This is a genomic window from Streptomyces sp. NPDC028298, from assembly GCF_055565895.1.
The window spans coordinates 432,045-458,852 of record NZ_JBVHTL010000001.1 but is presented as its reverse complement, the minus strand read 5'-3'; the positions used below and the strand labels follow the sequence as shown (position 1 = coordinate 458,852).

Below are 26,808 nucleotides of genomic sequence, written 5' to 3'. Positions count from 1 at the left end.
GAGTAACTAGCGGGCACCGAAAGGGACTTCGGTGTCCGTCCCTTCCGTGAGCAGCGACAGGAGCGTTGCCGCACCACGCGCCGCCCGGCCGACGGCGCGCGGGCGGCCCGTTCGTCCTGTCCACCTCCGCGACGCGGCTGGGCGTGGTCCCGTCCTGCCCAAGTCCACGTCCGGGCGCCGCCTTTCCCCCCTCACCGACCCGTCACCGCCACCGCCGGTCCAGCGGTGGCGGCCGGTCGGCACCCCCAGCCCGAACCGGCGTCACGCCATTGACGCCGTCGGCCGCCCGCACGACCCCCACGTCTTGACGAAGCAGGGAGTGAGCCGCATGCAACGACCCCACAGCACCCCTCGGCCGCAACTGGTGGCCGGCCGACGCCCGCGCGCGGAGCGGGCCCTGCCCTCCGGCCGCCCCGGACCCGCCGCGCGCAACCGCGGACGCCTCCTCGCCACCGCCCTCGCGGTCCTCGCCTGCCTGAGCGTCCAGGCGCTCCCCGCGGCGGCCGCCGACGGGGACACGGTGGTGTCCCGGGGCGTGACCATCCCCGCGTTCTACACCCCGCCCGCGAACCTTCCCGCGGCCGACGGCGCGCTGATCCGCAGCGAACCCCTTCCCCTCGCGCTCAGCCTGCCCGGTCTCGACGGTCCGCTCCCCGGCACCGCGACCCGCCTGATGTACAAGTCGACCGACTCCAACGGGCAGCCCGTCGCCGTGACCGGCGCCTACATCGAGCCCTCGGCCGCCTGGAAGGGCGGCGGCGCCCGCCCCCTGGTGGCCGTGGCACCCGGCACCATGGGACAGGGCGACCAGTGCGCGGCCTCCATGGGCCTCGAACACCCCATCACCTTCAACGGCGAGACGGTCTCGGTCGGTTACGAGGACCTCGCGATCTACCGGCTCCTGGCCAAGGGCGTCGCGGTGGTCGTCACCGACTACGTCGGGCTCGGCGCGACCGACCGGCTCCACACCTACGTCGACCGGCTCGACGGCGGACACGCCCTGCTCGACGCCGTCCGCGCCGCCCGCGGGCTCACCGGCGCCTCGGTCGCCGCCGCCTCGCCCGTCGGCCTCTTCGGCTACAGCCAGGGCGGCGGCGCCAGCGCGTCGGCGGCCGAACTCCAGCCCACCTACGCCCCGGACATCACCCTGGCCGGCACCTACTCCGGCGCACCGCCCGCCGACCTCACCGAGGTGATCAAGGGCATCGACGGCAGCGCCCTCGCCGGCGCACTGGGCTGGTCCCTCAACGGCTTCCTGCAGTCCGACCCCGCACTGAAGGACTTCGCCGACGCCCACATCAACGCCGCGGGGAAGGCCGCGCTCAAGGACCTCTCCACGATGTGTGTCGGAGACGCCATCCTCGGCTACGCGTTCAAGAAGAGCACCTCCTGGACGACCGACGGCAAGTCCGTCAGCCAACTCGTGGCGAGCACACCGGCCCTCCAGACCACCCTCGCCGACCAGCGCATCGGCAACCTGAAGCCGACCAGTCCGGTACGCCTGGTCACCGGAGTCCAGGACGACATCGTGCCGCACGCCCAGGCACGTCAACTCGCCGTCGACTGGTGCCGCAAGGGCGCGGACGTCACCTACGACGCCATCGTCCTGCCGAACCTCGGCGACGGACTGCTCCTCAACCACGTCGCGCCCCTCATCACCGACCAGGGCGACGCCATCTCCTGGCTGACCGACCGTCTCTCCGGCAGGCGCGCCTCCTCCAACTGCTGGACGATGCCCCTCCAGCCCTGACCCCCGGCACGGGCTCCGACGTCCCCCCACGGCGCCGGAGCCCGCGCGTGTCCCATCCGAAAGACAAGCGGTCGGCATCGTTCAAGGAGTGCCTTTTCGCGGCAAAGCGTCCTGAAACCCTCCGAACGTTCCTAGGCTCGCCTCCTCTTGCCCAGCATCCGGGAGGACCCGCGTGCCGCAGCCCCATCGGACGAACGAGAACGATCTCGTCCTCCCCAGCGGTTTCGACGACATCGTCCGAGTGATCGACCGGTACGTGGTCGACCGCCGCAACGGTGTCCCGCACCGGCGGCAGAGTCCGGGACACCGGCTGCCCGCCCTGCTGTTCACCCGCGAGCCCGCGCACGACGCGAGCACCGAGGGCACCACCCCGGCCGGCGCCGCGACGGCGGACACGGCACAGGGCGAGCCCGATCCCGCGCTGTCGGCCCTGGTGCACGCCTACCACCACCGCCTCGTACGCCTGAGCACCGGCGAGACGGGACACCTGGCCAGCCTCGCGCCCCACGCGCTCGTCGACGAGGAACTGCTGGCCTGCGAGCACCCCGGCGAGGACACCGACCGGCCCGAAGGCCCCCACGTACGACTCCTCGACCGGGTGGCCCGGCAGTTGCGTGTCACCATGCCGGACGGCTCCGGCACCTTGCGGCTGACCGAGTTCGACGCCTGTCTGTCGGTGCTGCGCGCCGACATCCCCGACGGGGACGTGAGGGACGAACGGCGGGCGGTGCGCGACCGGATCTACGACAAGTACGCCTGGAAGTTCGGCTTCGCGGCCGAGGTCGGCGCCCTCGGCGAGGAACTCGGCGCGCGGCACTGGTCGGCGATCACGAGACTGGTGACCACACCACTGGCCTGGCTGTGGCGCTGGTCGTACGGCGTACGGATCGACCGCGGCGCACGCTTCCGGTGGGTCGGCGGGATGCTGGACGAGCCCGGCCGCAGCTTCCTCAACGCCGCCCTGTCCCTGCGCGACGCCCATCTGCGGTCCCGGGCCCAGGACCGGGCCGACCGGGAGGCGCGGGCCGACGCCGGGGATCCCGCCGCCGCGGCCGCCAGGTCCGCCGCGTCCGCCGTGTCGGCCCGCGACGAGGCCGTGGTCCGGCAGATCCTGCTGACCGCGCTCCTCCACGACCTCGCGCGGGCGGCCCGTCCGCCGGTGTGGAGCGCGCGCAGACCACGGCGGCGATGGCCCTTCGTCCTGCTGCTGCCGACGGTCGGCGGCGATGGCTCCCCGAGCCGCAAACTCCTGAACTCCTTCTCCGCCGTGTCCGAGGAGACCGGGACCTGCCCGCTGCTCGTCCTGGGCGCCGCCACGGCGGACATCCCGCCCTACGCCGCCGCCTTGCCCCGGCCCGGCGTGCCGGGCCAGAACGCCCGGCCCGGCACCTACGGCGCGACGGCACGGGCCGTGGCCTCGGTGCTCGCCGCGGGCGCCGCCGGCCAGTCGGCCGAAGCGGTGCGCGCGGTGCCGCTGTCCCGCGTGCCCGACAACGGGACGAGCGCCGAACGGCCCGCGGTGCAGCGGACCGTGCGCTCCCGCGAGCGGCGCCGGAGCGACTGGCTGCGCCCCGCGGTGGCCGGCGTGGCCGTCCTCGCGGTCATGGCGGTGGTCGCCGCCGGACTCGCGCGGGTACCGGGACTCGGCGGGACACGACATCGTGCAGAGACCCCGCCCGTGTCCCGTGCCACCGACACCTGGTGTCCTCGGGTGGGCACGGGCGAGCGCGTGGGGCTCACCGACGGCAGCGACGGATGCGAGCTCGCCCACGGCCTGTACGCGCCCGAACTGCGCTCCCTCGAAGACCGGTTGGGCCGCCAGAACGCGGAGGTCGACCGGTCGGAGCCCTATCGCACCCTGGTCTTCTTCGCTCCGCTGAGCGTCGGCTCCACATCACGCCGCACGGTGCCCACGGGCTTCCAGATGCTGCGGGGAGCACTGCTCGCCCAGGACCGGATGAACCACCTGAACCTCAAGTCCCAGATGCCGATCCGGCTACTCGTCGCCAACGCGGGGGAGTACTTCACCTTCGGCTCGCACGGCGGACTCAACACACGGAACGACAGCCGGGTCGATGTGGCCCACATGATCGTGCGGCGCATTCACCGGGATCACATCGCCGGTGTCATCGGCCTCACCCAGAGCCGTCCGGAGTCCCTCCAGGCCGCGATCGAACTCGACGCCCAGGGCGTCACGGTCCTCGGCACCGGAGTCTCGGGCCAGCCCATGGTCGAGGGCGACTCCCCGGTGTCGTACTTCCAGCTCTCGGCCCCGGACGAGCGGGTCGCGCGCGTCATGGCCTCCTTCGCCCGGCGCTCGCCCCGGCTTCAGGCCCTGACCCGGGCCGCGCCGGGCCACACCGCGCCCGCCGCCGTCCTGGTCTTCGACCCGCACGACGCCTACTTCAGCGTGGACCTCAAGAAGCGGTTCACCCGGGCCTACGGTTCGGCCGGGCCGGTCTACCCGGTGCCGTACGGCGAATCGAGCAAGGACAGCCGGACGGCCGCCGTGGCGGCCAGCGTGTGTGCGCTGATCCGCAGGACCAACGGCTTCGTCGTCTACGCGGGCCGGTCCAGCGTCATGTACGACCTCTTCTACTACCTGCAGAGCGACAAGCAGTGCCGTACGCGCCAGGGCCGCGTCGCCGTGCTGGCCGAGAGCCCCGCCCCCGGACTCGTGCAGCATCCGGAGACGATGCCCAGGGAGTTCGGCTCGCTGCGCCTCTTCTACAACCAGTTCAGCCTGCCCGACGCCAAGGGCCCCTTCGCCACGGGCTTCAAGGAGTCCTACGACGTCTCCGCCGACAGCGACGCCGCCGCGGGCTACGACGCGGTGCGTGTCTTCTTCCGCGTGATGAACGACATGCTGGACACCGACCCGCAGTTCACCCCCAGTGCCGTCGTCACGTATCTCCAGTCGACGGGGGTCACCGACTTCGTCGGCGAGTCGGGGATCATGACCTTCGGGAAGGGCCGCAAGTACCCGGTGGACAAAGAGGTCGACATCCGGGAGATCACCGCGGACGGCGCCGTCGTCGACGACCTGACGTGCGGGGCGGTGGACGTGAAGGCGGCTCCGGTGACGCGCTGGGGACCGTCCGGCACCTTCATCTGTCCCGAGGACGACTGAGCACCTTCCTCCGGCACGTGTCCGGGCACGGCTGCGGGGCCACCGGCCCCGCACCGGCCACCCTCCTCACCGGACCACCCGACTCCGCTTTCCTGTACCGGAGTTGAGGCCGCGAAAGGCCGACGGCACGAGGCAACCCTCCGGCTCCCACCTCCGTCCTCGTGGGACGGGGGAGCGCTTCGGGACCAACGGGGCGACGGGGGCGAATGCCGACCAGGAGGAGAAGAACCTTGTTCCGTGTCCGGCGCACAGGGGTCGTGGCCGCGGTGTTACTCGCGGCGCTCGCGGGCTCGCCAGGATCGATCCAGGCACACCAGAACACAGCGGGTTCCGCACGGTCCGCGGGGCTCGCTGCCACCGCGGCCGACGACCCCGGCGGTCTTCCCGCCGGATGGCGTCTCACCGGTGAGGGAGCGGCACGGCAACTGGTCTGGCGCTCGGACGAGCCGGTCCCCATCAGCGACGCGGGGGTCACCTTCCACTCCGGGGACCGCTTCCTCGGCCGCCCCGTCGGCTCGCCCGACAGCCGCACCTTCCGGCTCGCACTGGGCCCGGCACCCCTCGGGAAGCCCTCCGGCCTCCAGGCGCGGACCGGCCAACGGCGCCTGGACGCCACGGGCGCCGGAAGCGACCGGCCCGCCGCGCCGGACGGACCCGCGGCACCTCCCGGACTGTCGGCCAGACCTTCGACCCGCCTTCCGGCGAACGCCGTCGACCCGGGGAAGCCGGGCCCCTACCGGACGGCCACCGGCGACTACGAGCTCCCCTCGGTCCGTCTGCCCGGCCTGCCCGCGCGCGTGGAGATGCGCGCCGTCGTGGTCGCGCCCGCGAACGCCCCGGGACACCGGCCGCTGGCCCTGTTCCTGCACGGCCGTCACGCCACCTGCTACACCGGCCACGGCGACGACACCGGCGGTGAATGGCCCTGCCCCGCGGGCAGCAGACCCATCCCGAGCCACCGGGGATACCTGGCCGACCAGAAGCTGCTGGCCTCGCAGGGATACGTGACCGTGTCCATCGCCGCCAACGGCATCAACGGTCAGGACTACGCGGCCGAGGACGGCGGCGCCCAGGCCCGGTCCTCCCTGGTGCGGCAGCACCTGGCCCGCTGGGCGGCCTGGTCCGCCCACCCGGACTCCGCGCCGCCGATCGTACGGCGGTCGGCCCCCGCGGATCTGTCGCGCGTCCTGCTCGTCGGCCACTCGCGCGGCGGCGAGGGCGTGAACCGGGCCGCCATGGACAGCCTCTATCCCGCCCCGGCCGACCAGGACGGCTACCGCGGTCCGGTGCGCTGGCACATCCGCGGCACCGTCCTCATAGGCCCCACCGTCTTCGGGCAGAACCCGGCGCCCGACGTGCCCTCCGCGACGATCCTGCCCGGCTGCGACGGCGATGTGTCCGACCTCCAGGGCCAGATGTACGTGGACGCCACCCGCGGGGTCAGCCGCGGCGCCGCCCTGCACAGCGCCGTCTACATGGTCGGAGCCGACCACAACTTCTTCAACAGCGAATGGACCCCGGGCCAGGCCCAGGCCCCCGCGGAGGACGACTTCTGGAGCGGCGACACCCCCGACCGGGTGTGCTCGCCGGGAACCGCCACGCGCTTGACGGCCCGTCAGCAGCAGACCGCGGGCGCGACCTACATAGCCGCCGCCGTACGGCTGTTCGTCGCCGGTGACGACCGTGTGCGGCCCCTGCTCGACGGTTCGGGGCGGCGCGCGCCCTCCGCCGGTCCCGCGCGGGTCCTCACCCACGCGGTCGGCGGACACCGCAGTCCGGCGTTCCTGCCCGACGGGCAGGTCTCGGTCGAGGGCGGAACCCTGTGCGACCAGGTCACCGAGGTCGTGTCCGCGGCCTGCCTCGGCTCCGGCAGGAGCGGTGTCTCGCCGCACTTCGCCCCGTGGGCGCCGTCGAAGGAACCGGGCCGGCGTGCCGTGGCCCTGCGATGGACGGCGGCCGGCTCCACGGTCCGGGTCCGCTCGGCGCGGCCCGTGTCGGTCGCGGGCTCCCGGGCTCTGGCGATGCGACTGATCGTGCCGCCGAACACCGGAACCACCACGTTCGACATCCGGCTGGCCGACGCCGCCGGCCACCGGGTGACGCTGTGGAGCGCCCGCGTCGACGGCCTGCCCGGCACCGACCGCACCGCCTCCTACTGGGGACAGGAGGTCCGGCTGCCGCTGACCGCGGCGATCCGCGCGGGAGTCGACCTGCACCGGCTGACGTCCCTGGAGATCGTCCCGCGCACCCGCTCCGGGCGGGCATGGCTGCTCGACTCGTGGGGATGGCGCCCCGGCACCCCCGCGGTGCGGGCCGCGGACCTCGCCCGCGTCGACGTCGGCCGGCTGACCGTCGAGGAGGGCGACACGGGCGTGCGGACCTACCACGTGCCGGTGAGCGTCACCGGGCACGGGAACGGCACGGTCCGGCTGTTCGTCGCCGATCCGGGCACGGGCCGGACCACCTCGCGTGAGGTGACCGTACGGCCCGGTGCCCCGGCCCCCGACGTGGACGTCGAGGTCCGCGGCGACAAGCGCTACGGCTACGACGTGTCCCACGACGTCTACGTGAAGGCCGTCCACGGCGCGGTGATCGGCGCCTACCGGGGCGGCGTCACCGCGCGCAACGACGATCCGATGCCCACCCTCAACGTGACCCCGCCCTCCGCCCGCGCGGCCGAGGGCCGGAAGCTGACCTGGCGGATCGACCTCTCCGCGCCGGCCGACGTGGACGTGCAGTCCGACATCTCCGTCCTCCGCGTCACCGGCGGACACGAACTGTCCACCACCGACGTGGATCCGCAGTGGCTGCGGAACATGTCCGGCAAGGAACCGCTGCCGTCACGGCCGCTCTCCCAGGTGAGCGGATTCTTCCTGTTCGCCGGCATACCCGCGGGCCGGACGAGCACCGAGTTCTCCGTCCCCACGGTCGGGGACCGGCTCGCCGAGCCGGAGGAGACGGTACGGCTGCGTCTGACCGTCCACGACGAGACGGGCCGGCCGCACGACGGACCGGAGTTCACCGGCACGGTGCACGACCCGGCGTAGTGCGCACCGGCCCGCGTGCCGGCCGGCCCCGGACCTCGGGACCGGGCTTCGGCCGGCACGCGGGGCCCGCGCACCGGCCGGAGCCCGTGGACGCCTACTTCTCGTCGAAGACGAGGTCCTCCGGAGGGAGGTCGAGCCGCACGGTGTCGCCGTTCGTGACGTCCACGATCGTGTCGAAGCCGGTCCACTGGCCGGTGGACAGGACGAGCAGCCGGTCCTCGCGCTGCTCCAGATACGGACGGAAGCCCTCCAGGGACGGGTCGCCGTCGTTGAGCTGCAGATAGTCCGCCAGCCGCCGGAAGAGCTTGGGCAGCAGCACCGCGGAATCGGTGAGCGACGCCGGGCCCTCCACCTTCGCCCCGCTCAGCGTCTGGTCGGACGGCCACAGTCCGAGCCCGTCCTCGCGGGCCCGCCGCGCCGCCCGGGACAGCTCCCGCCGCAGGTCCATGTAGAGGTTGCGGTAGAAGGTGGGGTAGGCCAGGCCCGCGGCGAGCTGATGGTGGTTGGCGGTCAGGCGAAGGTGTTCGGCGGTGACGGTGACGAGCGTCCCACTGGCACCCGGAGCCTCGGCTCCGCGGCCCGCGAGCGCCACGCAGCGCCCGTGGACGTCCGCGCTGCGCGTCAGGATGTAGCCGGGGACGGACTCGGGCGTACTGCTCCTGACGATTCCGTTCGCACCCCGCTCCACCGCCTCGAAACCCAGCCAGTCGAGCAGGGCCTCCGCGGCCTGGCCGGCGTACGGCGCGGGCTGATGGAGTTCGGGCCCGTGCGGCGGCCGGTAGTGGGTCTCCAGGGTGTCGATGCCGTCCAGCCGGAGCTGGGCCCCGCCGGCCAGATTGCGGCGCACCTTCCGTCCGCGCAGCAGGTCCCACTCCGCGGGATCGTCCGGGACGAAACGAACCGAGTCGCCGTCGGGACTGGCCCCGACGATTCTGTACGACCCCTTGATCAGCAGCATCGGCATGCCGGTTCCCCCATCAGTCGCAAGACCCCTCCACGATGACCCGCACGGCGTCGCACGGCACCTCCGCGGAGCGCGATGGGTACCCGAAGTCATGCAATGAGCGGACGGCGGCACCGCGTCCGGCAGCACGCGGCGTACGCCGCACGCCGCCCTACCCGGCGCCGCCGGCCGCCCCGCTCGCCGGGACCGGCGGCGCCAGACCGGAGAGGTCGCGGACGGTGACGCTGTTGCGGTCGCGGACGGACCGCCCGAAGGCGTACTGGGGCCACAGCCCGGCCGCGAGCCGTCTGCCCCGCTCGCTCCACTCCCGGGCCGGTTCGCTGTTGCTCCTGTAGTAGTTGAGCGCGTAGCCGCCGGTGTGGACGCGTAAGAGGACGAAGCCGCCGGGGAAGTCCTTGGCCGCGCCCACCTCCTGCAGGGTGACATGCCCGGCCTGCGGAACAACGGTGCGCTTGTTGCGGTGGCTGTGCCCCGAGTGATGGAGGAAGACGCCGGGGGCGGCGGCGTAGGCGTCGAGAATGCTCCGGGCCTGGCGACGGTCGAGCCGCTGCCCGCTCGTCACCGGGAACAGCGAGTGGCGCACGGTCAGCGGATGATGCCCGAAGACCACGGTGGGCCGCTCGCGATCCTCCCTCAACCGCGCGCGGAACCAGTGCAGTTGGTCGCGGGAGAGCTCTCCCGCGTCGCCGCCGTGGCCGCGCTTGTCGTAGGTGTCGAGGCCGATGATCCGCAGCCCGCCGAGCTGACGGGCGAAGTAGGAGGGACCGTCGCTCCCGAGGAAGCCGTCGCGGAAACCGTCGTCCGGCACCCCGGGGCCGTGGGACCGGGGCCGGTCGTGGTTTCCCCGTACGACGAAGTAGTCCCGTCCGTGCCTGCCGAAGCCGTCCAGGATCCGTCTGGCCGTCAGCAGATCCCGCGGCGCGCCCCCGGCGGAGATGTCGCCCGCGGCCAGCAGGCGGTCGGCGCCGCGCCGGCGCGCCTCGTCGACCAGGGCCCGGGCCATGATCTCCGGGTACGGGGCGAGGCCGCGCTCCTGCGAGACGCCGCGCAGCAGCGGGACGCCCGCCACCAGACCCGCGGTGGTCTCACCGAGGTGCAGGTCGTTGCACAGCGCGATCGACATCACATGACGGCCCGGTGGCGCCTCCGGTGTCGTGAAGCAGTACGGGCCGCCGGACGAGCCGAGTCCGTGCGGGGAGGTTCCGACCGCGTTGCCCCGCACGAGATGCAGGGGAGCGGGGACGGCGGCCGAACCCCGTGAGTGCGCCCGGTAGTAGTAGGTCTGGCCGGGTTCGAGATCGCTCAGCTCCACGGTGTGGTGGGCGGTGCGACGGCCTTCGGAGGCCGAGCGGTTGAGCCGCGCCGGGTGGGTCCCGTAGACGACCTCGCCCTCGGTGACGGCCGGGAGCAGCGGGCCTCGCCCGTTCCCGGTGGCGGGTGTTCCGGTGAACCAGGTGATGACGGCGCGGTCCTCGCGGAGGGTGACCAGTTCCAGACGCACGGCGGACACGGTGCCGGGTGCGCGCGGAGTGCGGGCGGGGGCCGTACGGCGTGGGGCGACGGCGGGAAAGCGTCGGCGTTCCATGCCGGTTGGGTGCCCGCGCGCGATGAACGGCGACGGTTCCGGCGGGGGCGGGAACCTGAAGTGAGGCCGTGGGAAGGATGTCGCGTCCCGGTGCCGGGCGGCCGGGAGAGTCCTCCGCCGCGGAGCCCCGCCGTGCGGAACCGGCACGAGCGGGGCTCCGGGTCTCAGAACTCCTCGTGCGTCGTGGGGTCCCCGCCGAGGCGCCGTCGCGGGTGGTCGCCGACGGCCGCCATCTCGGCGGGCGACAGCTCGAACCCGAAGAGGTCGAGGTTCTCCCGCTGGCGCCCGGCGTCGGCGGACTTGGGGATGGGCACCGCGCCGAGCTGCGTGTGCCAGCGCAGCACGACCTGACCGGGCGTCACTCCGTGGGCCTCGGCGATCTTTCCGATCCCGGGGTCGTCGAGGAGCCGGGAGCCGCGGCCCAGGGGGCTCCAGCTCTCCGTGACGATGCCCTTGTCGGCGTGGAAGGCGCGCAACTCGTCCTGGGGGAGCAGGGGATGGAGTTCGATCTGGTTCACCGAGGGGAGCACTCCGGTCTCGGCCTCCAGGCGGCCGAGGTGTTCGGCCGTGAAGTTCGAGACGCCGATCGCACGGACCAGGCCCGCCTCGCGCAGCTCGATCATCGCCCTCCACGAGTCCACGTACTTGTCCACGCGGGGCAGGGGCCAGTGGATCAGGTAGAGATCGACGTACGAGAGTCCGAGACGGCCGCGCGACTCCTCGAACGAGGCGAGCGTCTCCTCGTAACCGTGGTGCCTGCCCGGCAGTTTGGTGGTGACGACGATCTCCTCGCGCCGGACGCCGGAGCGGGTGACGCCCCGTCCGGTGCCGGTCTCGTTGCGGTAGTTGGTCGCCGTGTCGACGAGCCGGTACCCCATGCCGAGCGCTCGGCTCACGGCCTCCTCTGCCTGTGCGTCGTCCATCGGCCAGGTGCCGAGGCCGACGGCCGGGATCTTCGTACCGTCATGGGCCGTGCGGTCCGGGATGCTGATCACGAGGAACCCTTCCGAAGCTGCGAGAGAGGTACCCGCCCATCGTGCACGGCGACCGCCTCGACGGCGACGCGGGCACGCCGACCCGCTCGGCGAGCGAGCGGGTCGGCGCGGTCGGTTCAGGCGGTGTGCAGGGTGAGCCCGTAGCGGTTGAGGATCTCGTTCACGGGCTGGTACCACGTCTCGCCTCCGCTGGTGCAGTTGCCCCAGCCGCCGGAGGTGACGCCCTGTGCCTGGTCGCCGCTGATGAACGAGCCGCCCGAGTCGCCGGGTTCGGCGCAGACACTCGTCTTGGTCATCTGGTGCACGGCGCCCTGGCTGTAGTTGACGGTCTCGTTCTTGGCGAGGACGGTGCCGCAGTGCCAGTGGGAGGTCGAGCCGGAGCGGCAGATCGACGCTCCGACGGGCGCCTCGCCCGAGCCCCGGACGAGCTGGTCGGAGACGGTGCCCCAGCCGAGGACGACGGGGACGGTCCACCAGCCGCTGCCGACGTTGACCCAGGCGTAGTCGTTGTCCGGGAACGAGGAGCCCTGGAAGGTGCCGATGTAGCTGTGGTCCCAGCCGCTGACGCCCGCGCCCGGCTGGGCACAGTGCCCGGCGGTGACGAAGCCGCCGTACACCGAGAAGCCGATGGAGCAGCGGACGTTGCCGGTGTAGTACGGGTCTCCGCCCACCGTGCCGGCCGCGTACGTCCTCGGGGTCCGTCCGGTCTGCCGCACGACCACGGGACCGGACGCGCGGGCGCGGGCGACGAAGGCCCGGACATCGTTGTCATCCTTGTGGGCGGAGACCACGTCGACGACGACGGAGCCGGCCCGCGGGTCGACGTGCCAACCGCTCACGCCGGCCGGTGCGTCGAGCGCGTCGATGCGTGCCATGGTGCTGTCGAGCCGGCGCTCGCTGTACTTGGCCAGGGTGACCCGCGCGCCGGTCGCCTCCACGGCACCGCGTGACGCGGCCTTGGTGACGGCGACGACGAGTCTGCCGCTCCCGGCGTCGAACCAGGAGCCCCCGTAGGAGGCGCCGGCCGCACGCCGGGCGTCCCGCTCGACGGCGCGTGCGGCGGTCTCCTGGGCGAGCCGGGTGGTCGCCTGCTGCCGGGTGAGGCCGAGGTCGTTCTGCATGGCCGAGAGGACGGCCGAGGAGGCCGGCGCCCGGGTCGCCGCGGCGGTGAGGGGGGCTTCACCGGCGGCGGCCTGGGTGAGTCCGAGGGTGGCGGCCGCGGCGAGTAAGCCGGTGGTCAGCGCGATGCGCAGAACTGTGGTGCGTCTCACGGTGGTTGCCTTTCGTCGATCCGAAGGTCGGTGAGTGGGGCGAAGGGCAGGAGAGAGCGCTCTCAGAGTTGCGTGGACGAGGATAGTGCGAGGTTCTTGTCAGGTCCATACCAATGCGTGGGCCTGTTCGCCCGCGCTGCCCGCGCTGCCCGCGCGCACGCCTCGTGCGGTCCGTTCGCACACGCGTCGTGCGGTCCGTTCCCTCGCGCGATTCCCCCGGTCCGTTCCCCTGATCCGTTCCCCGCGCCGTTCCCCCGGTCCGTTCGCTCGGGCCGCCCGGAGTGCGCCGGCTTCGGGTGTTCCAGGCCGCTGTGACCGCTACCTCGCGTTGTGGTCCATGTGGCCCTGAAGGTGCTTTCGGAGTCACTTTCCGTCAGGGTCCGACGGCACATCGAACGGTTCTTCGCGATCTTGAGGCCGAGGGTGAACAGCGTCTGATCACCCTCGTGTTGGCAGTAGGCTCAACCTGCTGCGGCGCCCCGATGATCACTCATGCTCGGGAGGGAATCGACCCGTGGCGATCGACGAGATCCCAACGGCGTGAGGATGAAGCACAAGTGCTGATAGCGGGACGGTATCGGCTGCAGACGGCCCTCGGGCGGGGCGCGATGGGGGAGGTGTGGCGGGCCTACGACGAGATGATCGGCAGGTCCGTGGCCGTGAAGCTGCTCCTCTCCCAGGACGCCGACCCGACGGCCGCGGCCCGGTTCCGTCTGGAGGCCCAGACCGCGGGCCTGCTCAACCATCGTCACGTGGTGGGTGTGCTGGACTTCGGGGCCTACGAGAACCGGCTGTTCCTCGTGATGGAGCTGGTCGAGGGCGACAGTCTCGCCGGCGTCCTCACCGGCGCCGGGCGGCTGCCCGCCGACCGGGTCGCGCGGATCGCCGCCGAGGCCGCCGCGGGTCTGGCCGCCGCCCATCAACAGGGCATCGTGCACCGGGACATCAAACCGGGCAATCTGCTCCTGGACGCCGAGGGGAGCGTCAAGATCGGCGACTTCGGGATCGCCCGCTTCATGGACGATCCGGCGGGCGGTCTGACCGCGACCGGGCAGATCGTCGGCACCAGTCTGTACCTCGCTCCCGAGCGGGCCCTGGGCAAGACCGCCGGGCCGCCCTCCGACATGTACTCGCTGGGCTGCGTCCTGTACCAACTCCTCACCGGGCGGCCGCCGTTCCAGGCGGGCAGCCCCGTCGCCGTCCTCCACCACCACCTCGACACCGCTCCCACTCCGCCGCGGGAGCTGGGCGCCGATCTGCCGCCCGCCTTCGAGAACCACCTGCTCGGCCTGCTCGCGAAGAAGCCCGAGGACCGGCCCACCGCGCTCCAGGCGGCCGCCTGGTACGGCTCGGGCTCCTGGCAGGGGCGCGCCGAGCCGCTCCCGGCCGCGCTGCCGGAGCCGGGGCGTCACCGGCAGCCCGCCAGAGCCGCGGGCCCCGCGACCACGTACGCCCTGCCCTCGGTCATGCGGGACACCGCGGGCGGCGGCCACCGGTCGCGCCGGCGCCAGCGTTCGGGGGTCGGCGACCTCCTCGCGGACCGGCGGCGAGTCGTCGGCGCGGCCGCCGGAGCCGTCGTCTTCCTGCTGGCCGTGCTCGTGGGCGTGGCGGTGTTCTCGCCCGACAGCAGCTCCGCCGACACCCCGGAGCCCGGCGCGACCACCGGGGTCGAGTCGTCCGCCCCCGCCGCCACGTCGCCCGGGGGCTCGTCCACCGGCTCGTAAGGGCCGGGAGGGCTAGGGGTCCCGGCCGGTGACCGGCGGGTGGTCCACGGGGCGTCGGCCGGTGACCGGCGGGGTGGGTCCACGGGGCGCCGGGCGGCGGCAAGGGTGCGGTGAATGAGACAACTCCCCTGCGTTTGTGGGGAGTTCGCCGATCTGGCACATGTGAGACGTGGCGCTTTCGTGCCAGCGTCCGCTGTTCCCTCCGCCGGTCCGGGGCCGATAGAAAACGCGTCATGATCTCCCGCATACCTCCCCGTCCCAGCGGCCGAAGAGCGCTCGCGGCAGCGGTCGGCGCCCTCGCGGTCCTGACCTCCCTGGCCTCGCCGCCCGGTCTCGCCCTGGCCGACGCACCGACACGGACCGACGCGGCCCCACCCGTCGCGGACTCGGGCACGGGGCAGCACACCGTGACCCTCCTGACCGGCGACGTCGTGCGCGTCACCGGCAACGGCGACGGAAAGCAGACCGCGGACATCACGCGCGCGCCCGGCGCCACCGGCGGCGTGCGCACCGAGACCGTCGACGGCGACCTCTACGTCTACCCGGACGAGGTGCTGCCCTACCTGGCCGCGAACCGCCTCGACAAGCGGCTGTTCGACGTCACCTCCCTCATCGAGCAGGGCTACGACGACGCCCACAGCACCGGCATCCCGCTGATCCTGGGCTACGGCGCCGGCACCGCGCCCGCCGACCGGACCGCGCCGGCCGGCACCACCCGGGTGCGGTCCCTGCCCACGATCCGCGCCACCGCCGTCCGGGCCGCGAAGAAGCAGGCCCGGAAGACGTGGAAGTCCGTCGCCCCCGCCACGACCTCTGCCGCGCCCAGGCTCGGTGACGGACTGTCCAGGATCTGGCTGGACGGCAGGGCCGAGGCCACCCTCAAGGACAGCACCGCACAGATTGGCGCGGCCACCGCGTGGAGCAAGGGCCTCGACGGCAAGGGCGTCAAGGTCGCCGTCCTCGACACCGGCGCCGACCTCGGCCACCCCGACCTGAACGGCCGGATCGCCGCCTCGCGGAGCTTCGTGCCCGACGAGACCGTGCAGGACGGCCACGGCCACGGCACCCACACCGCCTCCACCGTCGGCGGCAGCGGAGCCGCCTCCGACGGCGCCGAGAAGGGCGTGGCGCCCGGCGCCGACCTGCTGATCGGCAAGGTCCTCGCCGACGGCGGCTACGGCCAGGACTCCTGGATCATCGCGGGCATGGAGTGGGCCGTCGACCAGGGCGCCCGCGTCATCAGCATGAGCCTCGGCTCGTCCGACCCGTCCGACGGCACCGACCCGATGAGCCGGACGGTCAACGAGCTGACCGAGAAGAGCGGCGCGCTCTTCGTGATCGCGGCCGGCAACTACAGCAGCGAAGCGAGCATGGGCACCCCCGGCGTCGCCGACGAGGCGCTGACGGTCGCCGCCGTGGACTCCGCCGACAAGCGGGCGTCGTTCTCCTCGCAGGGCCCGCGGCTGAACGACTACGCCCTCAAGCCCGACATCTCCGCGCCCGGCGTGAACGTCCTCGCGGCCAAGGCGGGCGGCAGCGCCGCGACCGGCTGGTACCAAACGATGAGCGGCACCTCCATGGCGACGCCGCACGTCGCCGGTGCCGCCGCGATCCTCGCCCAGGAGCACCCGGACTGGAAGGCGCGCCAGCTCAAGGACGCGCTGATGAGCACGTCCAAGGAGCTGCCGAACTACACCGCCTACCAGGTGGGCGCCGGCCGCGCCGACCTCGCCGCCGCGACCTCCGCCGCCGTCACCGCGACCGGCTCGGCCTACTTCGGCATCGACTCCTGGCCGCACGACGACCCCACGCCGCGCCACCGCACGGTGACGTACACCAACACCGGTGACGCCGACAGCGAGCTGCACCTGGCGCTGAACGCCTCCGTCGGCGGTGGCCCGTACGACACCGACCCGACCGCGGGCAAGGGCACTCCGGCTCCCGAGGGGATGTTCTCCCTCTCCGCCGACACGGTGACCGTGCCGGCGCACGGCACCGCGACGGTCACCGCGACCGCCGAGCCGGGCCTGGCCGCCGACGGCCGCCGCTACCTGGGCCGGATCACCGCGACGGACACCTCCGGCGCGACGGTCACCCGCACCCAGGTGGGCCTCTACCGGGAGGACGCCCGCCACACCCTGCACGTCACCCTGAAGGACCGTTCGGGCAAGCCGGCCGCGGGCTGGGTCGAGATCCAGCGCCTCGGCAGCACCGAGGACCCGTACAGCGCGACCATCGACGACGAAGGCAAGCTCGACCTGCGCCTGCGCGAGGGCACCTACAGCCTCCTGACGTACCAGGACGTGGCCGGCAGCCACGGCCCCGACTCGCTCGGCATGGCGGTGATGGGCGACCCGGAGGTAGTCCTCGACCAGGACCGGACCGTCGATCTCGACGCGAGCCGCACCCGTGAGGTCACCGCGGAGGTCCCGCGCCGGACCGAGGACCGGGCGCTGTCCATGAACTGGTACCGCGCGGACGGCCAGGCGGCCAACTCCTACGGCGTGGGCGTCGTGGAGGTGCAGTACCTGCTCGCCTCCGCCTACGACAGCATGTTCGTGCTGCCCACCCGCAAGGTGACCCAGGGCAGCTTCGAGTACGAGACCCGCTGGCGCAAGGCCCTCCCGCTGCTCACCGTCACCGACGACGGCAGGCCGGTGCAGGTCATGGCCCAGGCCAACTCCTCGCGGTACGAAGGGCACAAGCGCCTGCAAGCGGTGTACGCCGGCACCGGCACTCCCGCCGAGTACGCCGGGCTGAACGTCAAGGGCAAGGTCGTGCTGGTGACCCGTGCGGACGCGCTCACCGGCGCGCAGCGGGCGCAGGCGGCGGCCGACGCCGGGGCGGCCCTGCTGCTCGTCGTCGACGACCGGCCGGGCAAGCTGATCCAGTCCGTCGGCACCTCCGCCGACAGCGCCGTGCCCGTGTTCTCCGTGACCGCCCGGAACGGAGCCTCGCTGATCGCCGACGCCAGGCGCGGCCGGCTGCGGCTGGACGTCGAGGGCGTGCCCGACTCCCCTTACGTGTACGACCTGTCCGACCCGCACCCCGGCCAGATCCCGTCCAGCGGGCTGACCTACCGTCCCCGCGCGTCCGAACTGGCCACGGTGGAGATGCGGTTCCACGGCGCCACCACGACGCCGAGCGGCGAGTGGCGGTCCGGCTTCCGTCCGTACCGCAAGTACGGATCGGGGTACCTGCTGCGCCAGGACATGCCCGGCACCCGCACCGACCACGTCTCGGCTCAGGAGGGGACGCGGTGGGTGGAGAGCATGGGCACCGGGCCGGGGGTGCTCCTGTCGAGCCAGAGCACGCGCACCGCGTACGCGCCCGGCTCGTTCCAGGTCCACGAATGGTTCAAGCCGGTGACCCACCCCGCCAACGGCGGCACCTACTGGTGGTCGCAGCGGCAGAAGACCTCGCTCGCGTTCAACATCCAGCCCTGGTCCGACAGCGGTGACGGCCACGGCGGCGTCATCCAGAGCAACGGTCCGGCGAAGACCAGCCTGAAGGTCTACCAGGACGGCACCCTGATCAAGACCTCCAGCTCGTCGGCCACCACCATCACCAGGCCGCCGACCGTCCCCTCGGTCTACACCCTCGACCTGACCGCCGAACGCGACGCGGACACCTACCGGCTGTCCCCCCGCACCCACACGGTGTGGCAGGTCAGGTCCGACCCGGTCACCGACCCGACGGTGATCGACCGGGTGGCGGTCCTGCAGATGGACTACGACGTCGACACCGACCTGGCGGGCGACGCCCGTGGCGGCCGCCAGACGCTCCGGCTCACCCCGCGTCACCTGGACGGCGCGGCGGGCGCCGGGAAGATCGAGGGCGCGACGCTGTCGGTCTCCTACGACGACGGCGCGACCTGGACCCCGGTCCGGACGAACGGCAAGTCCGGTACCTGGACCGCCTGTTACGACGCGCCGCGCCACGGCTACGTGTCGCTGAAGGTCGAAGGCTGGGACGACGCCGGCAACCGCGTCACCCAGGAGGTGATCCGCGCCTACGGTCTGAAGTAGTCCCGCACGCGGAGGCCGTCGCCCCGAACCGTCCGGCCGCCCCCTCCGGCGGCCGACAGGGCGACGGCCTCCGTCCGCGGGGCGGAACCAGGACCGTTCCGTCACGGTGGGCGGCGACCCGATTTCGCGCGGTCCGGGCAACCAATCCGGGCGCCCGGCGGTCCTTTGGACGAGAATCCCCGACGGGAGGGCGTCGATGGGCCTGGTGCGTGCACTGCTGCCGTTGTCGCGGGCGGCGGCCCGGCTGAGCCCCGGTCCGGGGCGGCGGCTGCTCGGTGCCGCGCTGACGCGATGCCTGGCCCCCGACTGGGTGTTGCTGCGGCCGCCCCCGGCCAGGCGCCGGCTGGCCTGGGCCGAGGAGGCGACGGCCGTCTACGGGGCGCTGACCCGGCTCGAGGGCGCCCGTCCGCGGGACCGGGACCTGCTCGCCCGCGGTCTCGTCTGGCAGGCCTACGCGCTGGTGCTCGTCGGCCGCTGCGAAGAGGCGTGCACCGTGATGGACGCGTCGGAGGCCGTGCCGGACGCGCGGTGGTCACCGGCGCAACGGGCCCTCCTGCTGCACCTCAGGGCGCAGGCGGAGTTTGGCCTGGCACGGCTGGAGGACGCGTTGGGCTCGGCGGGGGAGTGCGTGGCCGCCTACCGCCGACTGGTTCCCGCCCGACGGGACCGGACCCTCGGCGGCCTGCCGGGTGCGCTGCGCACCTACGCGCTGGTGCTGGCGGCCGTGGACCGTACGGAGGAGTCGGTGGCCGCCTACGAGGAGTGCGCCGGACTCGTGCGGCACATGTCGGTGCGCGAGGCGAGCCACGTCGTACTGGTGCGTGTCCGGGTGATGTGTGAACTCACCTCAGGACTGGTGGAGTTGGGCCGCCATGAGCAGGCGCTGTCCATCGGCCGGGAGGCCCGGGACACCGCCGACGCCATCATGGTGCGGGTCGCGCCCGAGATCGTACGCCCGCTGCGAGTGAGGCTTTTCGCGGATCTCGCCCGTTGCCTGGAGGCCACGGGAGACCCGACCGCGGCGCGGGCCACCGCGGAGGAAGCTGTGGCCGAGGGGCGGATCCTGGCGGGCCGGGACCGGACGACGGGTGACCCCCTGCTCATCCTGGCACTCGACTGCCTCGCCGACCGGCTCCGTGAACCGGCCTCACGGGCAAGCGAGTTGGATGCACGACGGGAGGCGGTCGAGCTCAGTGCCGGTCTGGCCGGCGAACGGCCGGACGTCTACGACCCGCTCCACGCCGTGTGTCTGGAGCGGCTCGCCGACTGTCACCAGGCCGCCGGTGAACCGAGTGACGCGGTCCGGGCCGGTGAACGCGCCGTCGCCGCGTACCGGCGAGCGGCAAACCGCGACCCCAGGGCGCACGAGCCGCAACTCGCCCGTGTGCTCGCCGACTTGAGTGAGTCACGGCTGGACGACGGAGACGCCGAGGGGGCGATCGGGGCGGCACGGGAGGCGGTCGCCCTCACCCGCCGTCTGGCCGAGTCCGACCGGTCCGCCGACCACGCGCTGACGGCCCGCCGGCTACGGGTTCTCGGTCGGGCCCTGCGCGGCGCCGGCGAGCACGGGGCGGCCGTCGCCTGCTACACGGAGTCCGAGTCCATCCTCGTCGACGCGTCAGCAGGTTCCGAGGCCGACTCGTACGCGCTCTCCCTGGACGCCGCGCGGCGCGGTCTCGCCCGCACCCTCGACGCGGAGGCCCAAGCCCGCCTGGCCGACGGCCGGGCCGACGACGCCGTCGCAGCGCTGCGCTCGCTGCTCGCGCTCACCCGCCGCACCGACCAGCCGGACGTCCACGGCCGTTGTGTCGCCGCCTTCGCCGAGGCCCGCGAGCGGTACCCGGACACGGTCGTCCCCGCCTGGACGCGGGCGAGCGGGCAGGGCTTCCCCACGTTCGTGTACCGCCTGTCGGGGGCCGTGAGCGAGGAGCGACCGCCCGGCGGGAGTTGAGCTCCGGAGGCCGATCGGGCGGATCCGCGACAGACCGGGCGGATCGCGCGCCGAAAGCGGAACGCTCCTTCTTAAGTGCGGGTTAAACGCGTCTTAAGCAACCGTGGGCGGAGCCTGCCTCTTCAAGTACCCGCTGGTCAGGGCGATTTGGGGTCCGCCGGAGTCAGTTGGCCTCTCAACGACTCGTGCGTAGCATCGGGGCCCACCGGTGCCGTCCACCGTCGGACGGAGAGCGCTCTCAAGCAGTGCTCCGGCTCGGCGGAAGTGGACCGGGCACGGGTGCCAACTCCCCACAGACGCACAGACAAGGGGTGCTCAGCCATGGCTGTTCATCGCGCACGCCGATGGTCCCTCGGAGGCCTGGCGCTGCTGCTCGCCACCGGGGCCGCCGGCGGTGTCCTGTTCACCACCACGGGGCCCGCCGCGAACCGGGCCCACGCCGCCGCGGCCGCGCAGACCTGGTCCGACGAGTTCGACGGAGTCGCCAGGAGCGCGCCGGACCCGTCCAAGTGGACGCTGGAGACGGGTGGTTCGGGCAACGGCAACCACGAGCTGCAGTACTACACGAAGAGCACGGACAACGCCGCCCTCGACGGGAACGGTCATCTGGTCATCACCGCGCGCAAGAACGGCGACAGCGGGCTCCAGTGCTGGAACGGGACCTGCCAGTACACCTCGGCCCGGCTCAACACCGCGAAGTCGTTCACCCAGGCCTACGGCCACTTCGAGGCCCGGATCAAGGTGCCGCGCGGGCAGGGTGTGTGGCCCGCCTTCTGGATGCTGGGCGACAACCTGGGCAGCGTGGGCTGGCCCGACAGCGGCGAGATCGACGCCATGGAGAACGTCGGCAACGAACCCGGCACGGTGCACGGGACGATCCACGGCCCGGGCTACTCCGGGGCCGGCGGCATCGGGGCCGCGTACACGCTGCCGGACGGCAAGGCCTTCGCGGACGACTTCCATGTCTTCGCCGTCGACTGGAGCCCGAACGCCATCACCTGGTCCGTGGACGGGCAGAAGTACGAGACCCGCACCCCGGCCGACGTGAACGGCAAGAAGTGGGTCTACGACCACCCGTTCTTCCTCATCCTGAACTTCGCGGTGGGCGGTGACTGGCCCGGCAGCCCCACCTCCGCCACCTCGTTCCCGCAGACCATGACCGTCGACTACGTGCGGGTCACCGCCGCGGACAACGCCCCGCCGGCCACCGGCACCGGGAGCGGCACCACCGGCGCCGTCAAGGGCATCGGCGGCATGTGCGTCGACGTGGCGGGAGCCTCCGCCGCGGACGAGACCCCGATCCAGCTCCACGACTGCAACGGGGCCGACGCCCAGAAGTGGACCGTGGGCACCGACGGCACCGTACGGGCCCTGGGCAAGTGTCTCGACGTACGCGCCGCCTCCACCGACAACGGCGCCGCCGTGCAGCTCTACACCTGCAACGGCACGAAGGCGCAGCAGTGGAACCTCGGCTCCGCCGGTGATCTGACGAACACCGGCTCGGGCAAGTGCCTCGACGCCAAGGACAACTCCTCGGCCGACGGCACCCGTCTGCAGATCTGGACCTGCGCCGGAGCGGCCAACCAGAAGTGGACGCTCGCCTGAACGGCCCCCGTCCGGCCCGGCACCGACGACCCGCCCCCACCGGCACGGGCTCGGCCGTCCCCCGGCGTCCCTGCCCGTCCCGATCCCCCCACCGCCTCTCCGAGGCACCGAGCACCAAGGAGCACACCGGATATGACGCCTCGTCACCAGCGGAACCTGACCCGTCGCAAGGCCCTGTTCGCCCTCGGTGGCGCCGCCGTCGCCGCACCCGCCATCGCGGCGATCGCCCCGTACGCCATGGCCGGCCAGACGGACCCCTCCACCAAGGCGGCCGCGGGCTCGCTCCCGCTGACGATCGTCAACAACAGCGGCTCGTTCGGCAACGGGTCGGTGTACGTGTACATCGTCGGCAACCAGGACGGCAAGCAGGTCCGCGTCACCCAGGACGGCACACTGGCGCCGATCTCCCTCTCGGACAACGGCGCGGACGGGTTCACCGACTACGCGCTCACGCTGGCCGCGAGCGGCGAGACCCGGATCGGCCTCCCGTTCATGTCGGGCCGCATCTACGTGTCGCTGGGCGCGAAGCTGAAGTTCAAGGCGGTCCAGGACGGCAACGGCGACGCGGCCCTCCAGTTCCCGGCCGGCTGGGTGGAATCCGACCCCAGCTTCGGGGTGCTGCACGACTGCGCGGAGTTCACCTTCAACTCCGCGGGCATGTTCTGCAACACGACCATGGTCGACATGTTCAGCGTGCCCATGAACATCCGGCTGACCGGGGCCAAGGAGCAGACCACCGGCACCATCCGCGACGGCGGACGTGCCGCGGCCTTCGCCGCGATCAAGCAGAACGAGGACTTCGCCCCCCTGGTGGTGGACGACCTGCGCATCATCGCGCCCGGCCACGGCCTGGACTCCGGCGTGTTCGCCAAGGACTACCTCGCCCCGTACATCGACGAGGTGTGGAGCACGTACTCCGGCAAGGACCTGACCGTCACCACCAACGCCGGCACGTTCACGGGCCGGGTGCGCGCGGACAGGTTCACCTTCGACGGACCCGCCTCCGTCTCGTTCGCCAAGCCCTCCACCCGTGACGTCCTCTTCTGCGACGGCAACCTCGCCGCGCCCAACGACGGCACGACCGGCCCCGTGGCCGCCGTGCTCGGCGCCGGGTTCAACCGCTCCACCCTGCTCTCCGCCCCGGCACAGCCGACCACCTCCGCCGCCGACTTCTACCGGACCGAGCTCACCAACCACTACTCCAAGGCCGTTCACGCGGCCACCGAGGACGGCAAGGCCTACGGTTTCGCCTTCGACGACGTCGCCGACTTCGCCTCCTTCATCCAGGACGGCGCCCCCACGGCCATCCGCCTGACCCTGTCGCCCTTCTAGACCCTCCCGGCGCCCTGCCGACCGGGGCGGGGCGCCGCACACGGGCGGTGAGCGCCGGTGCGCGGACGGGGGACTCCGGTCGCGCGTCACGGGTGAGCGAATATGGTGGAACTCCGACAATCCGGAATGTCCAGGTGGTCAACGGTCTACGGAAGTGTCATGGATGCATTGACGGGCGGACATGGCGAACATCGCGGATCGGGGTGGGAGCTGGACAAGGCCGTTCTCGGAGCGCTCTTCTCCGAGTCGCCCATAGGCCTCCACGTCCTGGACACGCAGCTCCGGCTGGTGCGCTTCAACACCGCGGCCCGCTTCGTCAAGGCGTTCGCCCTGGACGAGGCCGTCGGCCGGCACCCGCGGGAGTGGGCCGGTGACTTCTACAACGGGTCCTACGAGGCGACGGTGCTGGAGGTCCTGGAGACCGGTGTGCCGTCTCTCGACGTGGAGGTGCGGGGCCATCTGACCCCGGGGTCGCCCGAGATCGTGCTCTCGGTCTCCTGCTTCCGCCTGGAGGACGCGACCGGCGGCGTCCTGGGAGTGGCGACGGCCGTCCTGGACATCACGGAGCGGAAGCGGGCGGCGGCCCGGCTGGCCTTCCTGGAACGGTCGAGCGGGCGCATCGGCACGACCCTGGACATCTTCCGTACCGCACAGGAATTCGCCGACGAGATGGTGCCCGCCCTGGCCGACACCGTGGTCGTCGAGGTCCTGGACTCCGTCCTGCGGGGCGAGGCCTCCGCGCCCGGCACGTTCATGGAGTTCGGGGCCCTGCGGTGCGCGGGCCGGCGTTCCGCCGCCCCGGACGCCGAGCGGCACCTTCCCTCCATCGGGGAGGCGATCGGCCTGTCCTCGGGCACGCCCCTCGACCAGTGCCTGTCCGACCTCAGACCACGCATCTTCGAGCACCTGGACCCGAGTGCCCAGTGGCTCCAGCGGGAACGGGTCCGCGGGCGCCGCCTGACCGAGGCCGGGGCGCACTCGCTGCTCGTGCTGCCACTCGCCGCCCGCGGCTCCGTGGTCGGCGTGGCGCACTGCTACCGGCACCCCACACCGCAGCCCTTCGACGACGGCGAACTCGCGCTCGCGGCCGAACTCGCCGACCGCGTGGCCCTGTGCCTGGACAACGCCCGGCTGTACGCCAGGGAGCGATCGGCCGCCCGTGTCCTCCAGCTCAGCCTGCGGCCGGCCAGGGTCGTCGGTCACACCGCCGTGGAGACCGCGTACAGCTACCACCCGCTCGGCGCCGGCGGAGACTGGTTCGACGTCATTCCCCTGTCCGGGGCGCGGGTGGCCCTGGTGACGGGCGACACGGCGGGGCGGGGCCTCCGGGCGGCCGCCACCATGGGCGAGGTACGGGCCGCGATCAGCGCGCTGGCCGACCTCGACCTGACCCCCGACGAGGTCTTGGAGAGACTGCACGCCCTGGTGACCCGCCTGGGTGGAGAACGGCCCCGGCCGCCGGACATCGTGACCGAGGACGAGAACCAGGACACCACCTGCCTCTACATCGTCTACAGCCCCATCACCCGCCGCTGCGCCGTCGCGAGCGCGGGCCATCCGCCCCCGGTGGTGGCGCTGCCCGACGGGACGGTCGAGTACGCCATGGTGTCCGCGGGGTCCCCGCTCGGCCGTGGCCTGGCCAAGTACGGCACGGCCGAGTTCGAGCTCCCCGAGGGCAGCCTGCTCCTGCTGTCCAACACGGCCATGCTGCGCGCCGTCTCGGACGACCCGCAGCACCAGTTGGCCCGCATCGGCGACGCGCTGCTGCCGGCCGACCGGCCGTTGCAGAAGATCTGCGACGACGTGGTCTACCAGCTCACACCGGAACAGGTGGAGAACGACGCGGTCCTGCTCCTCGCCCGCACCCGTGCCCTGGGGCCGGACCAGGTCGCCTCGTGGACCCTGCCCAACGACCCCGCGGCCGTCGCCGAGGCGCGCGCGAAGGCGGAGCGCGCGCTGACGGACTGGGGACTTGAACCGCTCGCCTTCACCGTCACCCTGGTCGTCAGCGAACTCGTCACCAACGCGGTCCGCTACTCGGACGGTCCCATCGACGTTCGGCTCATCCTCGACGGCCCGGTCGTCGTCTGCGAGGTGACCGACGACAGCAGCAGCGTGCCCCACCTGCGGCACGCCGAAGAGGTCGACGAGGGCGGCCGGGGCCTCTACCTCACCTGGCAGGTCAGCCGCCGCTGGGGGACCCGGCCCGAATCCCGCGGCAAGACGATCTGGGCGGAGGTCGCCCTGTCCGAGGAGGAATGAGCGCCCCGGCCACCCGCCCCGCCGACCCCGTCCTGTCCGGCCGACGGCCGACCGGGTGGCCCCGCGCGGGCGGCCGGACCGGACCCTGACGGCGGGCCGTGTCGGCCGCCCCGACCCCGACGGCCGTCCGTTACGCTCGCAGCGCCATACCGGGCCCGAGGATACGGAGGACAGGACGGCGGGGATCAACCGCGAGCGCCTCGTCCGGACGCTGACGTTCTGGCTGCGTCCCGCGTTCGCGCTGCGCGTCGTCAACCGGTTCCAGAAGATCGTCGGCTTCGACCGCTCGATGGCCCTGGCGTCCAGCGCGCTCACCGCGCTCATCCCGCTCACGATCCTCATCGGCACCGTACTGAGCAGCTTCTCCGACTACGACGCCGCCGACCGGATCATCAAGCGCTACGGCCTCACCGGACAGGGCGCCGAGGCGGTCAAGTCGCTCCTCGCGCCCGCCGAGGGCGCCGGCGCGAGCGTGGGTGTCTTCGGCAGCCTCTTCCTGATCATCTCCATGCTGAGCTTCTCGCGCGCCTCGCAGCGACTGTTCGAACAGGCATGGCAATTGCCTCCGCTCAGTGTCCGCAACACGAAGAACGGTCTGTGGTGGATCCTCGGGCTCGGCGGCTACGCGGCGGTCACCGGGTGGCTCCACGCGATCCTCGGGGGCAGCAGGTTCGGGCTGGTGGCTTCGGTGTGCGAGATTCCGGTGAGTGCCGCCTTCCTCGTCTGGAGCGGCTGGGACCTGTCCGCGAAACGGATCCCCTGGCGCGACCTGCTGCCGTTCGGCATCACGGCGGCTGTCCTGACCGCGCTCTACTCGGTGGGCGCGACCGTGTATCTGCCGCGCCTGTTCAACTCCTACGCCGCGCGCTACGGGGCGGTGGGCGCGGTCTTCGCGATGATCTCGGCGCTCTTCGCCGCGATGTTCGTCATCGTCGCGTCGGCGGCCCTCGGACACGAGATGCGGGACGAACTCGTCCGGATCCGCGCGGGCGACCGTCCCTCCGACGACGAGGTCCGCCGCGAGTGGGACAGCGTCGTCGAACAGGCCCGGTTGCGCTGGCGCACCACCCGGGAGCAGGTCTCCACGCGCAGGCGCTCGAAGGACGCCAAGGACGCCAAGGACGCCAAGGACGCGAAGGACGCCAAGGACAAGGAGCGGTAGGG

General features: G+C 72.7%; 14 protein-coding genes. 10 read left to right on the top strand and 4 right to left on the bottom strand.

What is annotated here, in order from left to right; all coding sequences use genetic code 11:
- Window positions 1-328: 328 nt before the first annotated feature.
- The 3 genes from ACZ4TO_RS02105 to ACZ4TO_RS02095 all read left to right on the top strand — a co-directional run bounded on the left by ACZ4TO_RS02105 (window position 329) and on the right by ACZ4TO_RS02095 (window position 7,927).
- On the top strand, window positions 329-1,750 hold the full coding sequence (locus ACZ4TO_RS02105; protein WP_468023148.1) for a lipase family protein: 1,422 nt from the start codon (window positions 329-331) through the stop codon (window positions 1,748-1,750).
- A gap of 172 nt (window positions 1,751-1,922) precedes the next feature.
- On the top strand, window positions 1,923-4,880 hold the full coding sequence (locus tag ACZ4TO_RS02100; RefSeq protein ID WP_468023147.1) for a hypothetical protein: 2,958 nt from the start codon (window positions 1,923-1,925) through the stop codon (window positions 4,878-4,880).
- 230 nt (window positions 4,881-5,110) lie between these two features.
- Window positions 5,111-7,927 (top strand): alpha/beta hydrolase, encoded by a 2,817-nt coding sequence (locus ACZ4TO_RS02095; RefSeq protein ID WP_468023146.1) that lies wholly within the window; start codon window positions 5,111-5,113, stop codon window positions 7,925-7,927.
- 94 nt (window positions 7,928-8,021) lie between these two features.
- On the opposite strand, the gene ACZ4TO_RS02090 is transcribed toward ACZ4TO_RS02095, so the two are convergent.
- The 4 genes from ACZ4TO_RS02090 to ACZ4TO_RS02075 form a co-directional block, all read right to left on the bottom strand.
- Entirely contained in the window at window positions 8,022-8,891 is an 870-nt protein-coding gene (locus tag ACZ4TO_RS02090; RefSeq protein WP_468023145.1) for a nuclease, read from the bottom strand.
- Window positions 8,892-9,042: 151 nt separating this feature from the next.
- On the bottom strand, window positions 9,043-10,392 hold the full coding sequence (locus ACZ4TO_RS02085; RefSeq protein ID WP_468023144.1) for a purple acid phosphatase family protein: 1,350 nt from the start codon (window positions 10,390-10,392) through the stop codon (window positions 9,043-9,045).
- Between the two features lie 248 nt (window positions 10,393-10,640).
- Window positions 10,641-11,471, bottom strand: coding sequence for an aldo/keto reductase (locus ACZ4TO_RS02080; RefSeq protein ID WP_468023143.1), 831 nt, complete (start codon window positions 11,469-11,471; stop codon window positions 10,641-10,643).
- Between the two features lie 116 nt (window positions 11,472-11,587).
- A complete protein-coding gene (locus ACZ4TO_RS02075) occupies window positions 11,588-12,742 on the bottom strand; it encodes a S1 family peptidase (RefSeq protein WP_468023142.1) in 1,155 nt (384 codons plus the stop codon).
- A gap of 557 nt (window positions 12,743-13,299) precedes the next feature.
- On the opposite strand from ACZ4TO_RS02075, the gene ACZ4TO_RS02070 reads away from it, so the two are divergent.
- The 7 genes from ACZ4TO_RS02070 to ACZ4TO_RS02040 all read left to right on the top strand — a co-directional run bounded on the left by ACZ4TO_RS02070 (window position 13,300) and on the right by ACZ4TO_RS02040 (window position 26,806).
- Complete coding sequence (locus tag ACZ4TO_RS02070) at window positions 13,300-14,466, top strand: serine/threonine-protein kinase (protein ID WP_468023141.1); 1,167 nt, start codon at window positions 13,300-13,302, stop codon at window positions 14,464-14,466.
- Window positions 14,467-14,699: 233 nt separating this feature from the next.
- A complete protein-coding gene (locus tag ACZ4TO_RS02065) occupies window positions 14,700-18,494 on the top strand; it encodes a S8 family serine peptidase (protein ID WP_468023140.1) in 3,795 nt (1,264 codons plus the stop codon).
- 196 nt (window positions 18,495-18,690) lie between these two features.
- A complete protein-coding gene (locus tag ACZ4TO_RS02060) occupies window positions 18,691-20,445 on the top strand; it encodes a hypothetical protein (protein ID WP_468023139.1) in 1,755 nt (584 codons plus the stop codon).
- A gap of 321 nt (window positions 20,446-20,766) precedes the next feature.
- Window positions 20,767-22,050, top strand: a complete 1,284-nt coding sequence (locus ACZ4TO_RS02055) for a family 16 glycosylhydrolase (RefSeq protein ID WP_468023138.1) — start codon at window positions 20,767-20,769, stop codon at window positions 22,048-22,050.
- Window positions 22,051-22,182: 132 nt separating this feature from the next.
- The gene (locus ACZ4TO_RS02050; protein ID WP_468023137.1) at window positions 22,183-23,382 is read left to right on the top strand and encodes a glycoside hydrolase family 64 protein; all 1,200 of its coding nucleotides are present in this window, start codon (window positions 22,183-22,185) and stop codon (window positions 23,380-23,382) included.
- 159 nt (window positions 23,383-23,541) lie between these two features.
- Complete coding sequence (locus ACZ4TO_RS02045) at window positions 23,542-25,644, top strand: SpoIIE family protein phosphatase (RefSeq protein WP_468023136.1); 2,103 nt, start codon at window positions 23,542-23,544, stop codon at window positions 25,642-25,644.
- Window positions 25,645-25,699: 55 nt separating this feature from the next.
- Window positions 25,700-26,806, top strand: a complete 1,107-nt coding sequence (locus ACZ4TO_RS02040) for a YihY/virulence factor BrkB family protein (RefSeq protein WP_468023135.1) — start codon at window positions 25,700-25,702, stop codon at window positions 26,804-26,806.
- Window positions 26,807-26,808 lie beyond the last annotated feature (2 nt).